This window comes from Planomonospora corallina (assembly GCF_042650625.1).
GTDB classification, from domain to species: Bacteria; Actinomycetota; Actinomycetes; order Streptosporangiales; family Streptosporangiaceae; genus Planomonospora_B; species Planomonospora_B corallina.
In genome coordinates, this window is the sequence record NZ_JBHSBM010000036.1 from 67,292 (window position 1) to 83,214 (window position 15,923).

Annotated in this window: 13 protein-coding genes, 1 pseudogene and 2 riboswitches; of the genes and pseudogenes, 4 read left to right on the forward strand and 10 right to left on the reverse strand. The window is 72.6% G+C overall.

All coding sequences use genetic code 11. The features are described 5' to 3' along the window. From ACFOWE_RS26215 to ACFOWE_RS26245, 7 genes and pseudogenes are all read right to left on the reverse strand, one after another. Nucleotides 1-685, reverse strand: a pseudogene (locus tag ACFOWE_RS26215) (glycine dehydrogenase (aminomethyl-transferring)); the annotation flags it as partial. A 160-nt stretch (nt 686-845) separates the two neighbouring features. Further along, nucleotides 846-936, reverse strand: a riboswitch (glycine riboswitch). Nucleotides 937-951: 15 nt separating this feature from the next. Then, complete coding sequence (locus tag ACFOWE_RS26220) at nt 952-1,572, reverse strand: MerR family transcriptional regulator (RefSeq protein WP_377292342.1); 621 nt, start codon at nt 1,570-1,572, stop codon at nt 952-954. A gap of 144 nt (nt 1,573-1,716) precedes the next feature. Beyond that, nucleotides 1,717-2,196 (reverse strand): bifunctional nuclease family protein, encoded by a 480-nt coding sequence (locus ACFOWE_RS26225; protein ID WP_377292344.1) that lies wholly within the window; start codon nt 2,194-2,196, stop codon nt 1,717-1,719. An 80-nt stretch (nt 2,197-2,276) separates the two neighbouring features. After that, complete coding sequence (ftsR, locus tag ACFOWE_RS26230; protein WP_449301230.1) at nt 2,277-2,927, reverse strand: transcriptional regulator FtsR; 651 nt, start codon at nt 2,925-2,927, stop codon at nt 2,277-2,279. Nucleotides 2,928-2,953: 26 nt separating this feature from the next. Next, nucleotides 2,954-3,466, reverse strand: a complete 513-nt coding sequence (locus ACFOWE_RS26235) for an FHA domain-containing protein (protein ID WP_344863388.1) — start codon at nt 3,464-3,466, stop codon at nt 2,954-2,956. Nucleotides 3,467-3,755: 289 nt separating this feature from the next. Next, the gene (locus ACFOWE_RS26240) at nt 3,756-6,257 is read right to left on the reverse strand and encodes a sugar phosphate nucleotidyltransferase (protein WP_377292349.1); all 2,502 of its coding nucleotides are present in this window, start codon (nt 6,255-6,257) and stop codon (nt 3,756-3,758) included. An 11-nt stretch (nt 6,258-6,268) separates the two neighbouring features. After that, nucleotides 6,269-6,859 carry a CDP-alcohol phosphatidyltransferase family protein gene (locus tag ACFOWE_RS26245; RefSeq protein WP_377292351.1) on the reverse strand — a complete coding sequence of 197 codons (591 nt, stop codon included), beginning with the start codon at nt 6,857-6,859 and terminating at the stop codon, nt 6,269-6,271. Nucleotides 6,860-6,998: 139 nt separating this feature from the next. Continuing rightward, nucleotides 6,999-7,111, forward strand: a riboswitch (TPP riboswitch). Between ACFOWE_RS26245 and thiC the strand changes: the two genes are divergently transcribed. Further along, nucleotides 7,104-8,921 carry a phosphomethylpyrimidine synthase ThiC gene (thiC, locus tag ACFOWE_RS26250; protein ID WP_377292353.1) on the forward strand — a complete coding sequence of 606 codons (1,818 nt, stop codon included), beginning with the start codon at nt 7,104-7,106 and terminating at the stop codon, nt 8,919-8,921. (Overlaps the previous riboswitch by 8 nt.) A gap of 228 nt (nt 8,922-9,149) precedes the next feature. After that, a complete protein-coding gene (locus tag ACFOWE_RS26255; protein ID WP_377292355.1) occupies nt 9,150-10,793 on the forward strand; it encodes a methyl-accepting chemotaxis protein in 1,644 nt (547 codons plus the stop codon). A gap of 92 nt (nt 10,794-10,885) precedes the next feature. On the opposite strand, the gene ACFOWE_RS26260 is transcribed toward ACFOWE_RS26255, so the two are convergent. The 3 genes from ACFOWE_RS26260 to ACFOWE_RS26270 form a co-directional block, all read right to left on the reverse strand. After that, entirely contained in the window at nt 10,886-11,305 is a 420-nt protein-coding gene (locus ACFOWE_RS26260; protein WP_377292357.1) for a hypothetical protein, read from the reverse strand. A gap of 77 nt (nt 11,306-11,382) precedes the next feature. After that, the gene (locus tag ACFOWE_RS26265) at nt 11,383-12,081 is read right to left on the reverse strand and encodes a response regulator (RefSeq protein WP_377292359.1); all 699 of its coding nucleotides are present in this window, start codon (nt 12,079-12,081) and stop codon (nt 11,383-11,385) included. A gap of 46 nt (nt 12,082-12,127) precedes the next feature. Continuing rightward, nucleotides 12,128-13,792, reverse strand: a complete 1,665-nt coding sequence (locus ACFOWE_RS26270) for a sensor histidine kinase (protein WP_377292361.1) — start codon at nt 13,790-13,792, stop codon at nt 12,128-12,130. Nucleotides 13,793-13,922: 130 nt separating this feature from the next. Between ACFOWE_RS26270 and ACFOWE_RS26275 the strand changes: the two genes are divergently transcribed. Next, nucleotides 13,923-14,513, forward strand: coding sequence for a class I SAM-dependent methyltransferase (locus ACFOWE_RS26275; RefSeq protein ID WP_377292363.1), 591 nt, complete (start codon nt 13,923-13,925; stop codon nt 14,511-14,513). A 227-nt stretch (nt 14,514-14,740) separates the two neighbouring features. Beyond that, nucleotides 14,741-15,922, forward strand: coding sequence for an acyl-CoA dehydrogenase family protein (locus ACFOWE_RS26280; RefSeq protein WP_377292365.1), 1,182 nt, complete (start codon nt 14,741-14,743; stop codon nt 15,920-15,922). Nucleotide 15,923 lies beyond the last annotated feature (1 nt).

The window sequence follows — 15,923 nt, forward strand, 5'->3', positions numbered from 1 at the left end:
CGCGGACGTCGCGGACGCGGCCGCTCGCGCCGGGGTACTGCACCAGGACGCCGAAGCACTCGGGGAGCTCGGCGGCCAGGTCGCTCTCGACCAGCTCGATGCCGAGCGGCTCGGCGCGGGTGCGCAGCACGGCCTTGGTCTGCGGCAGGGCGTCGGCGTCGACCACGAACACGTCGGACTTCGCCTTGGCGGCGCGGCGGGCCAGGGTCATCGCCTCGGCCGCGGCGGTGGCCTCGTCCAGCAGGGACGCGCCGGCGATGGGCAGCCCGGTCAGGTCGGAGACGACCGTCTGGAAGTTGAGCAGGGCCTCCAGGCGGCCCTGCGAGATCTCCGGCTGGTAGGGCGTGTACGCGGTGTACCAGCCGGGGTTCTCCAGCAGGTTGCGGCGGATGACGGCGGGGGTGACGGTGTCGTGGTATCCCAGGCCGATCATCGAGGTCAGCACGGTGTTGCGCGCGGCCAGGGCGCGCAGCTCCGTGATGGCCTCGGTCTCGCTCGCCGCCTCGGGCAGGTCGAGCCGGTCCGCGGCGCGGATCGCCTCGGGCACGGCCACGGCGGTCAGGTCGGCGACGGAGTCGAATCCGACCGCCTCCAGCATGCGGGCCTGGTCGGTGCCGTCCGGTCCGATGTGGCGGGTCGCGAAGGGCGGGGGGGTGAGCTCGCTGAGCGGTGACAGGTCGGTCATGGGAGCCTCCTGAGGCGGTGGAGACCGGCGCTGGGCGCGGGCGTACGGGCCGGGTCTCCCCCTCTGTCATCTCGACCTGAGAGCTTCACCTGCCCCTGGCGGGGCGGCTTTCACCGTCGGTGAGACGCGCCTGGCGGGCGCGTCTGCTTTCCAGAGTCGCCTCGTCCGTGCGGTACAGGGGCCTGAGAGATTCCGGGGAGGTTGCTCCTTCGGCGCCCCGATCGGGTCGGGGTCTCTCCCGCACAGGGTCATCAGCGCGACCAACTTTACCCCGTGCGGCGAGCCTGGCGACGGCGGGCCAGCTCATCGGCGGGGTGCCCGCCTAAAGGGCTCTCGGCGCTCTCCGCGCGCTCGCCGGGCAGCTCCGCCAGGGAGCCCTCGACCTCCTGCCAGACCCGGCCCAGCGCGATGCCGAACACGCCCTGGCCGCCCTGGAGCAGGTCGATGACCTCGTCGGGGGTGGTGCACTCGTAGACGCTGGCCCCGTCGCTCATCAGGGTGATCTGGGCGAGGTCGTCGACCGTGCGGGAGCGCAGGTGGTGCACGGCGATCCGGATCTGCTGCAGGGAGACGCCGGTGTCGAGCAGGCGTTTGACGACTTTCAGCACGAGGATGTCGCGGAAGCCGTACAGTCTCTGGGAGCCCGAGCCGTGCGCGGCCCGGACGGTGGGCTCGACCAGCCCGGTGCGGGCCCAGTAGTCGAGCTGCCGGTAGGTGATGCCGGCAGCGACACAGGCCGTCGGGCCTCGGTAGCCGACGTCGGCGGGCGGGCTCACCGGTCGCCCGTCGAACAGCAGACCCTCTTCACCGGCGCGCTGACGCGCCGACCGGCGCCGCACCGGATCATCCTGGCCGGCCGCCTTTCCTTCGCCGCTGCTGACCGCCACTGCGGACCTCCGGCTTTCTCTCATCCCGCGGCCTGATCTGGGGGTTTGTGCACGGCCACAGGTTCACTCGCACCGTAAGACTGGGATCTGCCTCAGTCAACGACCCCACTCGGCGCGTCGTGAAGCGTAAATGCACCGAAATTCCTACCCCGCGCGGCCGAAGTCCTCCGGCGAGATCTGGTCAAGGAACTCCCGGAACTTCTCCACCTCGTCCTCCTGGCCCTCCTGGTCCTCCGGAATGATCACTCCGGCCTCCCTGACCACGTCCTCGCTCGCGAAGATGCGGGCGCCGGTGCGCAGCGCAAGGGCGATCGAGTCCGACGGCCGGGCGCTCACCTCGGCCCCGTTGGAGAACACCAGGTCCGCGAAGAAGATCCCCTCCCGGAGCGCGACGATGTTCACCGTGTTCAGCCGGACCCCGAGCGCGTCGAGCACGTCACGGAACAGATCGTGCGTGAGCGGCCGGGGCGGCGGCTCCTCCGCCTGGGCCATGGCGATCGCGGTCGCCTCGGTCATCCCGATCCAGATCGGCAGGTAGCGCTCCCCGTGTGTCTCCTTCAGCAGGACGATCGGCTGGTTGGTGGGCATCTCGACCCGGACACCCACGACCTCCATCTGCAACACGGGCTGCTCCGTCTTTCGCTGGGTTCCAACCGTTTCATTCAACGTAACACCCGCGGGGCCGCGGGCGCCCGGTCAGGCCCTCACCTGCCCAGGACCCCCCGAACACCGGAACGCAGCAGGGCTGCGTGCAATTCCAGCAGCAGCCCGGAGATCTCTCTGGCCGTCTCCTCGGCCCGGTCGATGGCCCCCGGCGCGCGGCGGCGCAGCAGCGGGGCGACGGCCTGCTCCACGAGCCCGGCCTCCCGCTCGGCGGCGGCCCGGACCGCCCGCAGGTGCCGGGCGCGCAGGCCGAAGGGGGCCAGCGCCCCGACGCTGCGGGCCACGGCCAGCGCCTCGGCGTCGTAGTGGCGGGCCACCGCGGCGACCAGCCCGTAGTCCTCGAGCTCGGCCAGCGTCTCCTCGTCGATCTCCGCGGCCGCCAGGAGCTCCTCGCGGCTGAGCCGGACCTCCGGCTGCGCCTCCGAGGGCACGGCGCGCGGCCGGGCGACGGGCCGCTCCTCGCGGTCGGCCGCCTCCAGCCGGTCCTTGATCACACGGAGCGGCAGGTAGCGGTCACGCTGCTCGCTGAGGATGTAGCGGAGCCGCTCGACGTCGGCGTAGGTGAACTTGCGGTAGCCGGAGGGACTGCGCTCCGGCTCGATCAACCCCTCGCCCTCCAGGAAACGGATCTTGGAGATGCTGACGTCGGGGAACTCGCCCTGCAGCAGGGCGAGCACCTCCCCGATGCTCATGTGCGCACGAGCGGCCTGCGAGCTCATCATCCTCCAGCGGCGCCGCGGGTGAAGAACACCAGCCGGAACTTGCCGATCTGCACCTCGTCGCCGCTGTAGAGCGGGACCTCCTCGATCCGCTCGCGGTTGACGTAGGTGCCGTTGAGGCTGCCCACGTCGCGGACGGTGAACACGCCTCCGCCGCGCCGGTAGAACTCCACGTGGCGGCGGGAGACGGTGATGTCGTCCAGGAAGATGTCGCTCTCGGGGTGGCGGCCCACCGTGGTGAGGTCACTGTCCAGCAGGAACCGGCTGCCGGCGTTGGGGCCGCGCTGGACGACGAGCAGCGCCGTGCCCGGGGGCAACTGCTCGACGGCCTGCCTCTCGGCGAGAAGCGTCTCCCCTGTCTCCGCCTCGTAGTTCTCGATCCCGGAGAGGGAGATCGTCGTCGTGCTGTCTCCGGGTGTCTCGACTCGGGTCAGCGGCGATCCGCAACGAGAGCAGAAACGGGCGTCCTCGGGGTTGGCATGACCGCACTGCGTGCAGTAGACGCTCGGCATCGATCGGCTCGGCCTCCTACCGCGAAGGCGCGGCAACGTCGCTCGGAGATGCGCGCCTCGCTTCTTCGCCACTCAAGTGTTTGCTGGGACTGCGAATGCAGCAACTTACGCCCCCTGAGGAGCAAAGGTCAAGGCGAGCACTGGACCGGGGGTTCGGTCGTGACAAAGTTACAGGCGAGCACGGTCCAAGGTCCATATCTTTGCCAAGCCCGGCGCGTCGCACGGCGGCGGGCGCCTCCCCTGGGCCACCGGTCCGGGGTGGCGCCCCGCGAGCACCCGAAGGGCCGCCTCACAGGTCGGCCGCCCGCTCCACGACCTGCGCCCAGTGCTCGAGCAGCGCCTGCGCCGAGTCGGCGTCGGACCCCTCGGCCCACAGGTGGGTGACGGCCTCGGCGGGGTCGGGCAGCACCAGCGCCCAGCCGCCGTCCTCCCCGACGACCCGCACGCCGTCGGTGGTGTCGATGCGCTGGCGCTCGGCCGCCTCGATCACCGAGCGCATCACCGCGCCCTTGGCCGCCCACGGGGTCGGCACCGTACGGCGCAGCAGCCTCGCCTCGGGGATCCTGGCGTCGATCTGGCTGAGCGAGAGCCGGGTCCGGGCGACCAGGCCGAGCAGGCGCAGGAACGCCGCCAGGCCGTCCACCGTCGGGCCGAACTCCGGCACGACGAACCCGCCCCGTCCGTCTCCGGCGAACACCATGTCGGCCCCGCGGGAGGCGGCGGTGAGCGCGTCGAGGGCGGTGGGGGTCCACTCGACCTGCACGCCGTGGAAGCGGCAGACCTGCTCGGCCACCCGGGTGGTGGTCACCGGCAGCGCCACCCGGCCGCCGCGCCGCTCGGCCGCCACCAGGTCCAGCACGACCAGCAGGGCGCGCTCCTCGCTGATCAGCTGCCCCATCTCGTTGACCAGCGAGATCCGCTCCCCCACCGGGTCGAAGCGCACCCCGAACGCGGCCCGGGAGGAGCTGACCAGCTCCGACAGGCGCTGCAGGTCGCGGCGGCGCTCGGCGAAGGTCTCGGTGGGCGAGGCCTCGTCCAGCCGGTTGTTGACGGTCAGCACGTCCACCCCGACCCGGCCCAGGAGGCTCGGCAGCACCAGCGAGGAGGTCCCTCCGGCGCAGTCGACCACGACCTTCATGTCCGCGTCGCGCACCCCGGTCATGTTCACGCAGCGCAGCAGCTCGCTGGTGTAGTCCTCGACCACGCGGGGCGGGAAGACGAGCTCGGCGATCTCCCCGGGGAAGGCGCGGCGGAACTCCTGCCGGGAGAAGACCCGCTCCAGCTTGCGCTGCGCGGACTGCGACAGGTCCGCCCCGCTGGAGTCCATGAAGACGATGTCCACGCTCTGCGGGTCGCCCGCGGTGGTGCGCAGCGCGATCCCGCCGACGGCGTTCTCCTTGGCGGTGTGGAAGCGCGCCACGGGCAGCGGGGTCGCCTCCAGGTCCAGCACGTCGATGGCGCCGGCGTTCAGGGCGCTGACCACCGCCCGCTTCAGGGCCCTGGCCGCGCGGGAGGAGTCCCGGGAGGTGACGACCGCGGCGCCCTTCCTCAGGGTCGTGGCGTAGGCGCTGGCCAGCCGTACGCACAGCTCGGGGGTGATCTCGACGTTGACCAGCCCGGAGATCCCCCGCGGTCCGAACAGGCTGCGCTGGCCCCGGGACTCCCAGATGACGCTGGTGTTGACGACGGCGCCGGCCTCGATCGTCTTGAACGGGTAGACCTTGACCCCGGAGGAGACGTAGGCCTCGGCCTCGATGATGCACTCGTCCCCGACCACGGCGCTCTCCTCGACGCGGGCGCCCGTCATCAGGTCGGTGTTCTTGCCGATGACGCAGCCGCGCAGGTGGGTGCTCGGGCCGACGTAGACGTTGTCGTGGACGACGGCGCGGTGCAGGAAGGCGTTCTCGCGGACCACCACGTTGCTGCCCAGCACGGTGTACTCGCGCAGCTCGGCACCCGCCTCGACCTTGGCGTAGTCGCCGATGTACAGCGGGCCCTTGAGCACCGCCTCCGGATCGACCTCGGCGCCCTCGGCCACCCAGACGCCGGGCGAGAGCTCGAAGGCACCGAGGTCCACCGCGACCCGGCCGGAGAGCACGTCGGCCTGGACCCGCAGGTAGCTCTCGTGGGTGCCGACGTCCTCCCAGTAGCCGTCCGCCACGTAGCCGTAGATCGGGGCCCCGCGCGCCAGCAGCCGGGGGAAGACGTCCGCGGACCAGTCGACCGGCTCCCCGGCGGCGACCTCGCCGAGGACCTCGGGCTCCATCACGTAGATGCCGGTGTTGACGGTGTCGGAGAAGACCTGGCCCCAGGTGGGCTTCTCCAGGAACCGCTCCACCCGGCCCCGCTCGTCGGCGATGACGATGCCGAACTCCAGCGGGTTGGGCACGCGTTTGAGCCCGATGGTGACCAGCGCGCCCTGCTCCCGGTGGAAGCGGATCATGTCGGTCAGGTCGATGTCGGTGAGGGCGTCGCCGGAGATGACCAGGAACCGGTCGTCGCGGAGCTTGTCGGCGGCGTTGCGCACGCTCCCGGCCGTGCCGAGCGGCATCTCCTCGGTGGCGTAGTAGAGGTCCATGCCGAGTTCCTCGCCGTCACCGAAGTAGGTGCGGACCAGGGCGGCCAGGAACTGCACGGTCACCACCGTCTCGGTGAACCCGTGCCGCTTGAGCAGGCGCAGCACGTGCTCCATGATCGGCCGGTTGACCACGGGCAGCAGCGGCTTGGGCTGGTTCGCGGTCATCGGCCGCAGCCGTGTCCCCTCCCCGCCCGCCATCACGACGGCCTTCACGAATCACCTCATTAAGGCGTTCCAGCTCCTTTGAGAAGTTGCCGCACCTGTACCCAATACAGCACGCCGGACCACCAGTACAGACCCACGCCCCAGATCGCCGTCGCCCAGCCGAGGATCCGGGCGGGGTCGGCGTACCAGGCGTCGTGGTGGGCCAGGAAGAGCAGCGGGAAGGAGTAGAGCAGGTTGGCCGTGGCCGCCTTGCCGAGGAAGTGCACCGGCAGCGCCGGGCCGTACCCGAGGCGGCGCAGGATGGGCGGGATGCCGAGCAGCATCACGTCCCGCAGCGGGATGACCAGCGCCAGCCACCACGGGATGATCTCGCGCAGCGCCAGGCCCAGCAGGGTGGCCAGGATGTAGAGCCGGTCGGCCAGCGGGTCCAGCAGCCGGCCGAGCCTGCTGGTCTGGTTCCACGCCCGGGCGAGCTTGCCGTCGAGCCAGTCGGAGAACCCGGCGAGCATCAGCAGCGCGACGGCCCAGCCGTCGGCCTCGGGGCCGAGCACGAGCCAGAGGAAGACCGGAACGCCCAGGAGCCTGGCCAGGCTCAACGCGTTGGGAACCGTCCAGATCCGGTCCTCGACACCCGATACTTCCGCTTTCACCCGTTTTTCTCCCTCACTGCACTCGAAGCGACACTACTGCGTCGGCGGCGGCGCCGCGCGTCGCGGCGAGGGGGCGGGTGACGGACGCCTCACCCGGACGGCGGGTGGTGATCGGCGCGGAGATCGGGTTATGGTTGCGGCCGACCAACGCGGGAGCCCGGAGAACCGGGCTGAGAGGACGGCTGAGACGGCCGCCGACCGCCAGAACCTGCTCCGGATAATGCCGGCGAAGGGAGTTTGCGCGATGACCGACGCGCGCCCGTCCAGCTCCAAGGTCTACAGAGGCGATCTGCGCGTGCCCATGCGCGAGGTACGGCTGACCGACGGCACGTCCGTCACCCTGTACGACACCTCCGGCCCCTACACCGACCCGGCCGTCTCCGTCGACATCACCCGCGGCCTGCCCCGGCGGCGTGAGGAGTGGATCCTGGGCCGGGGCGACGTGGTCCGCTACGACGGCCGGCCGGCCCGGCCCGCCGACGACGGCCACCGGGACGAGCGCTCCCGCGACCACGACCTGCGCTCCCAGGACGCCGTCTTCACCGGCGGCGCGGACCCGGCGCGAACGGGACACGACGCGGACCCGGCGCGGACGGGGCACGGGCGCGGCCCGCTCCGGGCCGCGGGGGTCCCGGTGACCCAGCTCGCCTACGCCCGGCGCGGCGTGATCACCAAGGAGATGGAGTTCGTCGCCCTCCGCGAGGGGGTGGGCGCGGAGTTCGTCCGCGACGAGGTGGCCGCCGGCCGGGCGATCATCCCGGCCAACGTCAACCACCCGGAGAGCGAGCCGATGATCATCGGCCGCAACTTCCTCGTGAAGATCAACGCCAACATCGGGAATTCGGCCGTCGCCTCCACCATCGCCGAGGAGGTGGACAAGATGACGTGGGCGATCCGCTGGGGCGCCGACACCGTGATGGACCTGTCCACCGGCCGCAACATCCACACCACCCGCGAGTGGATCATCCGCAACTCCCCCGTGCCCATCGGGACGGTCCCGCTCTACCAGGCGCTGGAGAAGGTGAACGGCCGCGCCGAGGACCTGTCCTGGGAGGTCTACCGCGACACCCTGATCGAGCAGTGCGAGCAGGGCGTCGACTACTTCACCGTGCACGCCGGGGTGCGCCTGGCCCACGTGCCGCTGACCGTGGGCCGCAAGACCGGCATCGTCTCCCGGGGCGGCTCGATCATGGCGGCCTGGTGCCTGGCCCACCACCGCGAGAGCTTCCTGTACGAGCACTTCGCCGACATCTGCGAGATCCTCGCCGCCTACGACGTGGCCTTCTCGCTCGGCGACGGCCTGCGCCCGGGGTCGATCGCCGACGCCAACGACGAGGCGCAGTTCGCCGAGCTGCGCACGCTGGGCGAGCTGGTGAAGATCGCCCACGCGCACGACGTGCAGGTGATGGTCGAGGGCCCCGGCCACGTCCCCATGCACAAGATCAAGGAGAACGTCGACCTGCAGCGCGAGCTCTGCGACGACACGCCGTTCTACACCCTCGGCCCGCTCACCACCGACATCGCCCCCGGCTACGACCACATCACCTCGGCGATCGGCGCGGCCATGATCGGCTGGTACGGCACCGCCATGCTGTGCTACGTCACCCCCAAGGAGCACCTGGGCCTGCCGAACCGCGACGACGTGAAGACCGGCGTGATCACCTACAAGATCGCGGCGCACGCGGCCGACCTCGCCAAGGGCCACCCGGGGGCGCAGGCCTGGGACGACGCCCTGTCCGACGCCCGGTTCGAGTTCCGCTGGGAGGACCAGTTCGACCTCTCCCTGGACCCCGACACCGCCCGGTCCTTCCACGACGAGACGCTGCCCGCCGCCCCGGCCAAGACCGCCCACTTCTGCAGCATGTGCGGGCCGAAGTTCTGCTCGATGCGGATCAGCCACGACATCGCGGCCGCGTACGGCGGCGGCCCCGAGGGGCCCGAGGCTTCCGAGGTCCCCGGCGGTTCCGGCATGTCCGGTGACGAGATCGAGGCCGGGATGCGGGCCAAGGCCGAGGAGTTCGCGGCCGGGGGCAATCGCGTCTACCTGCCTCTGGCCGACTGACCGAGCGCCGGCTGCCAGGCGCCGGGGATCCCCGGCGCCGGGCGGGCCCGACGCCGTCGGCGGGGCGGGATTCCCCCGGTCTGCGCGGCGGGATCCCCGTCTCCCCGGTGATCCGCGTCGCATCCTCTCAGGAGACCCGCCCGGGTGCCGATGAGGGCTGAGCCACGCCGTCCGGCGCCGCTCCGGCGGCCCGGGACGGCTCTTGCCCCTCGGAAAAGGACTCCGACCATGACCGACCCTCTGCCCGGCGCCGCGTCGCCCGTGGTGACCGTACGCCGCAACCGCCTGACGGGCTGGCTCGCCGACCTGAACATCGGCACCAAGGTGCTCGTCGCCGTGGGCCTGGTGGCCGTCATGGCGGGAGCCATCGGCGTGACCGCGCTGAGCCGCATGTCGACGATGAACGACGGCGCGAAGGCGATGCAGACGGCCAACGCCAATCTGTCCCGGCTCAGCGAGGTCCGCGCCCGCATGACCGACATGTACAACTACTCCATCGGAGCCGCCATCACCGAGGATCCCGCGGGGCGGGCGGCGCTCGTCGAAGGGGTGAAGAAGTACACCGGCCAGGTGACCGACGCGTTCGAGGCATACAAGGCCGGTTTCGTGGACATCCCGCAGGCGCACGCGGAGCTGGCCGCCTTCGAGAAGACCTGGCAGGAGTTCCAGGTGCTGCGCGACATCGTGATGTTCGGCGCCCCGCTGCCGGGCGGCACGGACATGGTGACGACCGCCGAGCAGCTCGGCAAGGCCTCCACCGAGATCAACATCATCATGGACGGCATGGCCAAGAACGAGCGTGAAGTCGCCGACGGGATGGCCGCCGAGGCGTCCGACCAGTACGACGCCGCCCGCATCTCGGTCATCGTGCTGCTGGTGGGCGGTCTCCTGCTCGCCGTGGCGGCGGCCAGGGTGGTCACCCGCATGATCGTCAGCCGGATGCGGGCCCTGTCCCGGACCCTCGCCGCCATGGCGCGCGGCGACCTGACCCAGACGGCCGAGGTGACCTCCCGCGACGAGGTCGGTCACATGGCCGTGGCGGTCAACCAGGCCAACGACGCCATCCGCCAGGCCATCGGCTCCATGGCGGCCAGCGCGGACACGCTGGCGGCCGGCTCCGGCGAGCTGACCGCCGTCAGCGACCGCATCGCCGCCTCGGCGGAGGAGGCCTCCGCGCAGGCGGGGAACGCGGCCGCCGCGGCCGGGCAGGTCTCGCAGAACGTGCAGACCGTCTCGGCCGGCAGCGAGGAGATGGGCTCCTCCATCCGGGAGATCGCGCACAACGCCGGCGAGGGCGCCAAGGTCGCCTCGCGGGCCGTGGAGGTGGCCGCCTCCACCAACGAGACCGTCGCGCAGCTGGGCGCCTCGTCGGCGGAGATCGGCTCGGTCATCAAGACCATCACCTCGATCGCCGAGCAGACCAACCTGCTGGCCCTCAACGCCACCATCGAGGCGGCGCGGGCGGGCGACGCGGGCAAGGGCTTCGCCGTCGTGGCGGGCGAGGTCAAGGACCTGGCCCAGGAGACCGCCAAGGCGACCGAGGACATCTCCAAGCGGGTCGAGGCCATCCAGGCCGACACCGAGAGCGCGGTCGCGGCGATCGCCGAGATCTCCGAGATCATCGGGAAGATCAACGACTACCAGCTGACCATCACCTCCGCGGTGGAGGAGCAGACGGCCACCACCAACGAGATGAACCGGAGCGTGGCCGAGGCCGCGCAGGGCAGCACGGACATCGCCGCCAACATCGCGGTGCTGGCCGACGCGGCCCGGGTGACGGCCGAGGGCGTCACCGAGAGCCGGCGGGCCGCGGCCGACATGGCCGAGCTGTCGAGCCGGCTGCACGGGCTGGTCTCCCGCTTCCGCTACTGAGCGGGCCCCCGCTCCCCCGCTCCCCCTCTCCCCGTGCCGCGGTCCCCCTCCGGGGCCGCGGCACGGGGACCTTCCCGTTCCGGGAGAGCCCGTCAGGAGCGGCGCACGGCGGCGCGGGGCGACCACGCCCAGACGAGCACCGCCACGGTGAGGCCGAAGAGGGCCAGGCCGCTGGGCACGTGGGTGCCCAGCATCTCCCAGGAGAAGTGCTGGCCCATGCCGATCAGGAAGAGGCCGAGGCTGGCGAGCGCGGGCCAGCCCGCGCCGCGGCCCGGCCGCCAGACCAGCACCGCCGCCACGATCTGCAGCAGCGCGATCAGGTGGACCACCATCCCCACCATCACGTGGGTCTCGGCCAGGTCCGCGCCGCCGTTCACGGCCTGGCCCGCGAACGAGGCCGCGACGATCAGTCCTGCCGCCTGGGCGGTGACCAGGATGCGCAGGCCGTACAGCAGGCCGGTGGAGACCGGGCGGCCCGGTGCGGCGGATCCCTGGGTGATGACCTCCTGCATGAGAGGTGTCCTTCCTCGCGGTGGTTGCGGTGGTTGCTCTGCCGCGTTCATCCTGGCCGCGGGAGGACACCCGGTCGTCAGCCCGTGGACGGACCCGCCTGTCCGCCCCGGGAGGGAGACCGCAGCGGGCGGAAGTCCGCGTCGACCAGGCCGATGCGGTGCGCGACCACCGCCGCCTGGATGCGGTTGCGCAGGCCGAGCTTGTCCATGGCGGTGGAGACGTGGGTCTTGACGGTGGTCACCCCCACGTGGAGGGCGTCGGCGATCTCACCGTTGGACAACCCCGCCCCGACCAGGGAGAGCACCTCCAGCTCCCGGTCGGTGAGCCCGGCCGGGACGGCGCCGGCCCGCTCCTCGGCGGCCAGGGCGCGCTCCACCACGCGGCGCAGGACCGAGGGGGCCAGCAGCGGCTCCCCCGCCGCGGCCCGGCGCACGGCGTCGACCATCCGTCCCGGCTCGTCGTCCTTGACCAGGAAGCCGATCGCCCCCGCGCGCAGCGCGGCGTAGACGTTCTCGTCCTCGGCGAAGGTGGTGAGGATGACGATCCGCGCGGCGGGCCAGGAGGACAGGATCCGCCGGGTGGCCTCCAGCCCGTCCACCCGGGGCATGCGCAGGTCCATCAGCAGCACGTCCGGGCGGAACCGTTCGGCGTGCTGCACGGCCTGCGCCCCGTCCACGGCCTCGGCGCAGACCTCCATCTCCCCCGCGGCCTCCAGCAGCATCCGCACTCCGGCGCGGACCAGCGCCTGGTCGTCGGCGACGACGACCCGGATCACGCCGCTCCCCCCGCCGGCCGCCGGTCCCGCGGAGCGGTCCATCTGTTCATGCCGGTTCCTCTTCTCCTCTCCCGCGGCACGGCGGTGTGCTCCCCCGCGCCGCCTCCCGCGGGCGGCCCGCGCGCTCCGCGGGGAGCGTCGCCGTCAGCCGCCAGCCACCGGTCCGGTCGGGACCGGCGGACAGGTCCCCGCCCAGGGCGCGGGCCCGCTCGCGCATGCCCGCGATGCCCCGCCCCGAGGAGGGCAGCGCGTCGCGGGGGCCGGGCGGGGGTCCGCTGATCACGTTCACCTCGAGCGCGCGGCCGGTCTCCTTCAGCTCGACGACGGCCCGGGTGCCGGGCCCGGCGTGCTTGAGCACGTTGGTCAGCCCCTCCTGGACGATCCTGGCGGCCGAGGCGCGGGTCACCAGGGGGGCGAGCGAGGTCTCCGGCCCGAGGCTGAGCTCGACCTCCAGCCCGGCGGCGCTCATGCGCTCCACCGCGTCGCGGACGACGTCCTCGGGGTCGCTGACGGGCAGGTGCGCCTGCTCGGGGTCGCGCAGCACGTCGAGCAGGCCCCGCAGGTCCTCCAGCACCCGGTGGCCGGTGGCGCGGATGTCGGCCAGCGCCTCGGCCGCCGGGCCGGACGGAGCGGCGTACTGGGCGGCGCCGGCCCGCAGCACCATGGCGCCGACGTGGTGGGCCACGATGTCGTGCACGTCCCGGGCGATGCGCTCGCGCTCGGCCAGCAGGTCGGCCCGGGTCCGCTCGGCGGCCAGCTGCCTGGCCTCCTCCGCCATGGCCAGCTGCAGCTCGGCGGCGGCCCGGCGCATGCCGAAGTAGCGGCCGACGATGACCGGCGCGGCCACCATGGCCATGAGGGAGGCGACCCGCAGGAGGGTCACCTCCGTCGAGCCGTCGACGACGTTCAGCGCGGTCACCCCGCTCGCGGTGAGGTAGGCGGTGCCGGTCCAGGACCACGAGGCGTACATCGCGAACGCGCCGAGCGTGACCAGGAAGAGCACCTGCAGCGAGTTCGCGGCGACCTGCGCGTTCTGGTCGGCCGCCAGCACCAGTACGGCCTGCAGCGCGAACGCCGTGCCGGGGAGCAGCCGGACCAGCCCCGCGGTGAGCCCGCAGCCGATGACGAACCAGCCCACCGCCCAGACCGGCCAGGGACCGGCGTTCCAGCCGGTCCAGGTGTCGAGGACCATGAACGCCACGCCGCAGCCGGCCAGGAGCAGGTCGAGGCCGGGGCGGCGCTCGACCTCGGCCACCGTCTCGATCGGGTTGCGCAGGTAGCGGCCGACGATGACGGGGACGGCGGTCATCCCCAGCGGGAAGCACCAGAAGCGCAGGTCGAGCACCGTTCCGGGATCGGCGAGGTTGACCGCGGTGGCGGCCCCGGCCAGGGCGGCGGCGGGCAGGATCGTGCGCCAGGAGCCGAGGTAGGCGAGGAGCCCCACCGTGACCGGGAGCAGGGTCTGCAGGGTGTCGGCGGTGAACTCGGGGAGCGCGGGGAGCCGGTCGCAGGCGATCAGGAGGACGGACTGGTAGGCGCAGACCAGCGCCGGGCGGCGCCGTACGAGCCCCAGGGGGAGCCCCGCCAGCAGCGAGAGGCCCGCCGCGGCCGGCAGCGGCACGGGCTCGCCGAGCTTGCCCGACAGGAACAGGCCGAGGGCGACCCCGGCGAGCGCCATGGAGACGTCCAGCACCGGACCGCGCAACCTCATAGCGAAGAAGGTAGCCCCCCTTCCTCCGGCCGCACTCCTCCCGCAGGAGGGGGGCGTCTCCTCCTACTGGCCGGAAGACCGGCCGGAAGACCGGTCCGAGTGGGCGGGCGGGGTCTCTAGTCTTCACGCCATGAGCAACGACACCGCGATCTTCCTCGGGCAGTGGATGCGGGCCCCGGGCACCACCGGGGCGGTGGCGCCGAGCTCCCGCCGGCTCGCCGAGGCCGTGACCGCGCCGGTCCCCTGCCGGGGCGAGCCCGTCGTCGTCGAACTCGGTCCCGGCACGGGGGCGTTCACCGCCGAGATCCAGCGCAGGCTGGGCGGTCGGGGGCACCATCTCGCGGTCGAGATCAACCCGCGGCTGGCGGAGCTGCTGTCCGCCCGCCACTCCGGGGCGGACGTCACGGTCGCCGACGCGGCGGACCTGCCGCGCCTGCTCGCGGAGCGGGGCCTGGACCGGGCCGACGTGGTCGTGAGCGGACTGCCCTGGGCGGCGTTCTCCGGAGAGGTCCAGGCCCGCCTGCTGGAAGCCGTCACCGCCGCCATGGGGCCGGAGTCCGCCTTCACCACCTTCGCCTACGGCTTCGCCAGGCACCTGCCGCCCGCGCGGCGTTTCCGCCGGCGCCTGGGGGCCGCCTTCGAGGAGGTCGTCGCGGGCCGGACGGTGTGGGGCAACGTCCCGCCGGCGTTCGTGTACCACGCGCGCCGCCCCCGCAGGTGACCCCGGCCCGCGCCGGCCCGCCCCGGCCTCCGTCTCCGGCGGGGCACCGCGCCCGGGCGGGGTCCGCGTGCGGTGCCGCCGGTGCCCCGCGGGCGCCCTCTCCCGGCCTGCCGCGCGGGTTCCGGGCGGAACGTGCGCGTGTGACCCTCGCCACGAACCGAACTTCGTTCTACGATTGCGCGCGCAACGGGATACGTGCGCACGCAACCAGAACGGAGCCGACCACCGTGGATTTCACGCTTCCGGAGAGCGCGCTCGCCGTCCAGCGCGGCGTCGCCGACATCTGCGCACGCTACGACCTGGACTACTGGCAGCGCTGCGAGACCGACAAGCGCTGGCCCGAGGAGGTCTGGGCCGAACTGGCCAAGGGGGGCTGGCTGGGGCTGGCCGTACCGGAGGAGTACGGCGGAGGCGGCCAGGGACTGCTGGAGCTCGCCGTGGCCACCGAGACCCTCTCGTCCTCGGGGGCCGCTGGAGGATCGGCGTTCACCTACGTCCTCACGCCCGGCTTCGGCGCGATGACCCTGGCCCGGCACGGCAGCGCCCGGCAGCGCGAGGACCTGCTGCCCAAGCTGGCCACCGGCGAGATCGAGACCTGCTTCGCCCTGACCGAGCCGGACGCCGGCTCGAACGCGCTGGGCATCTCCACCTCCGCCCGGCGCGACGGCGGCGAGTTCGTGATCAGCGGCCAGAAGATCTGGATCACCGGTGTGCAGCGCGCCACCTGGATGCTCCTGGTCACCCGGACCGTCCCCGCCGCCGAGGCCAGGCCCCGCAGCCACGGCCTGACCGTCTTCCTGGTGAACGTGCCGGAGGCCGTCGCCGCGGGCAGGCTCTCCTACCGGCCCATCCCCAAGATGGGCGCCAACACCACCCCGTCCAACATGGTCTTCCTCGACGACCTGCGCGTGCCTGCGGCCGGCGTCGTCGGCGAGGTGGACCAGGGTTCGCGGGTGCTGTGGGACATCCTCAACCCCGAGCGCATCCTGCTGGCCGCCTCCGCGCTGGGCGGCGCCGAGGTCGCGCTGCAGGCGGCCGTGCGGTACGCCAGGGAGCGCGAGGTCTTCGGCCGCCCCATCGGCGCCAACCAGTCCGTCGCCTTCCCCCTCGCCCAGGTCAAGGCCAAGCTCGAGCTGGCCAGGCTGATGACGTACAAGGCCGCCTGGCTCTTCGACAACGGGCTGCCGTGCGGCACCGAGGCCAACATCGCCAAGCTGACCGCCTCCCAGGCGGCCTGGGAGGCGGCCGACCACGCCTTCCAGACCCACGGCGGCATGGCCTACTCGCTGGAGTACCCGGTCGCCCGCCTGCTGGCCGACGCCCGTATCGGCAAGGTCGCCCCCGTCACCGAGGAACTGCTGCTCAACCACATCGCCACCCAGGTGCTGGGGCTGCCCCGGAGCTTCTGAG

What these genes read in the sequence shown, in the direction of transcription:
- ftsR (WP_449301230.1), bottom strand. Translation starts at nt 2,927, where the DNA reads ATGAGCATCGGGGAGGTGCTCGCCCTGCTGCAGGGCGAGTTCCCCGAC.
- ACFOWE_RS26235 (WP_344863388.1), bottom strand. Translation starts at nt 3,466, where the DNA reads ATGCCGAGCGTCTACTGCACGCAGTGCGGTCATGCCAACCCCGAGGAC.
- thiC (WP_377292353.1), top strand. Translation starts at nt 7,104, where the DNA reads ATGACCGACGCGCGCCCGTCCAGCTCCAAGGTCTACAGAGGCGATCTG.
- ACFOWE_RS26255 (WP_377292355.1), top strand. Translation starts at nt 9,150, where the DNA reads ATGACCGACCCTCTGCCCGGCGCCGCGTCGCCCGTGGTGACCGTACGC.
- ACFOWE_RS26260 (WP_377292357.1), bottom strand. Translation starts at nt 11,305, where the DNA reads ATGCAGGAGGTCATCACCCAGGGATCCGCCGCACCGGGCCGCCCGGTC.
- ACFOWE_RS26270 (WP_377292361.1), bottom strand. Translation starts at nt 13,792, where the DNA reads ATGAGGTTGCGCGGTCCGGTGCTGGACGTCTCCATGGCGCTCGCCGGG.
- ACFOWE_RS26275 (WP_377292363.1), top strand. Translation starts at nt 13,923, where the DNA reads ATGAGCAACGACACCGCGATCTTCCTCGGGCAGTGGATGCGGGCCCCG.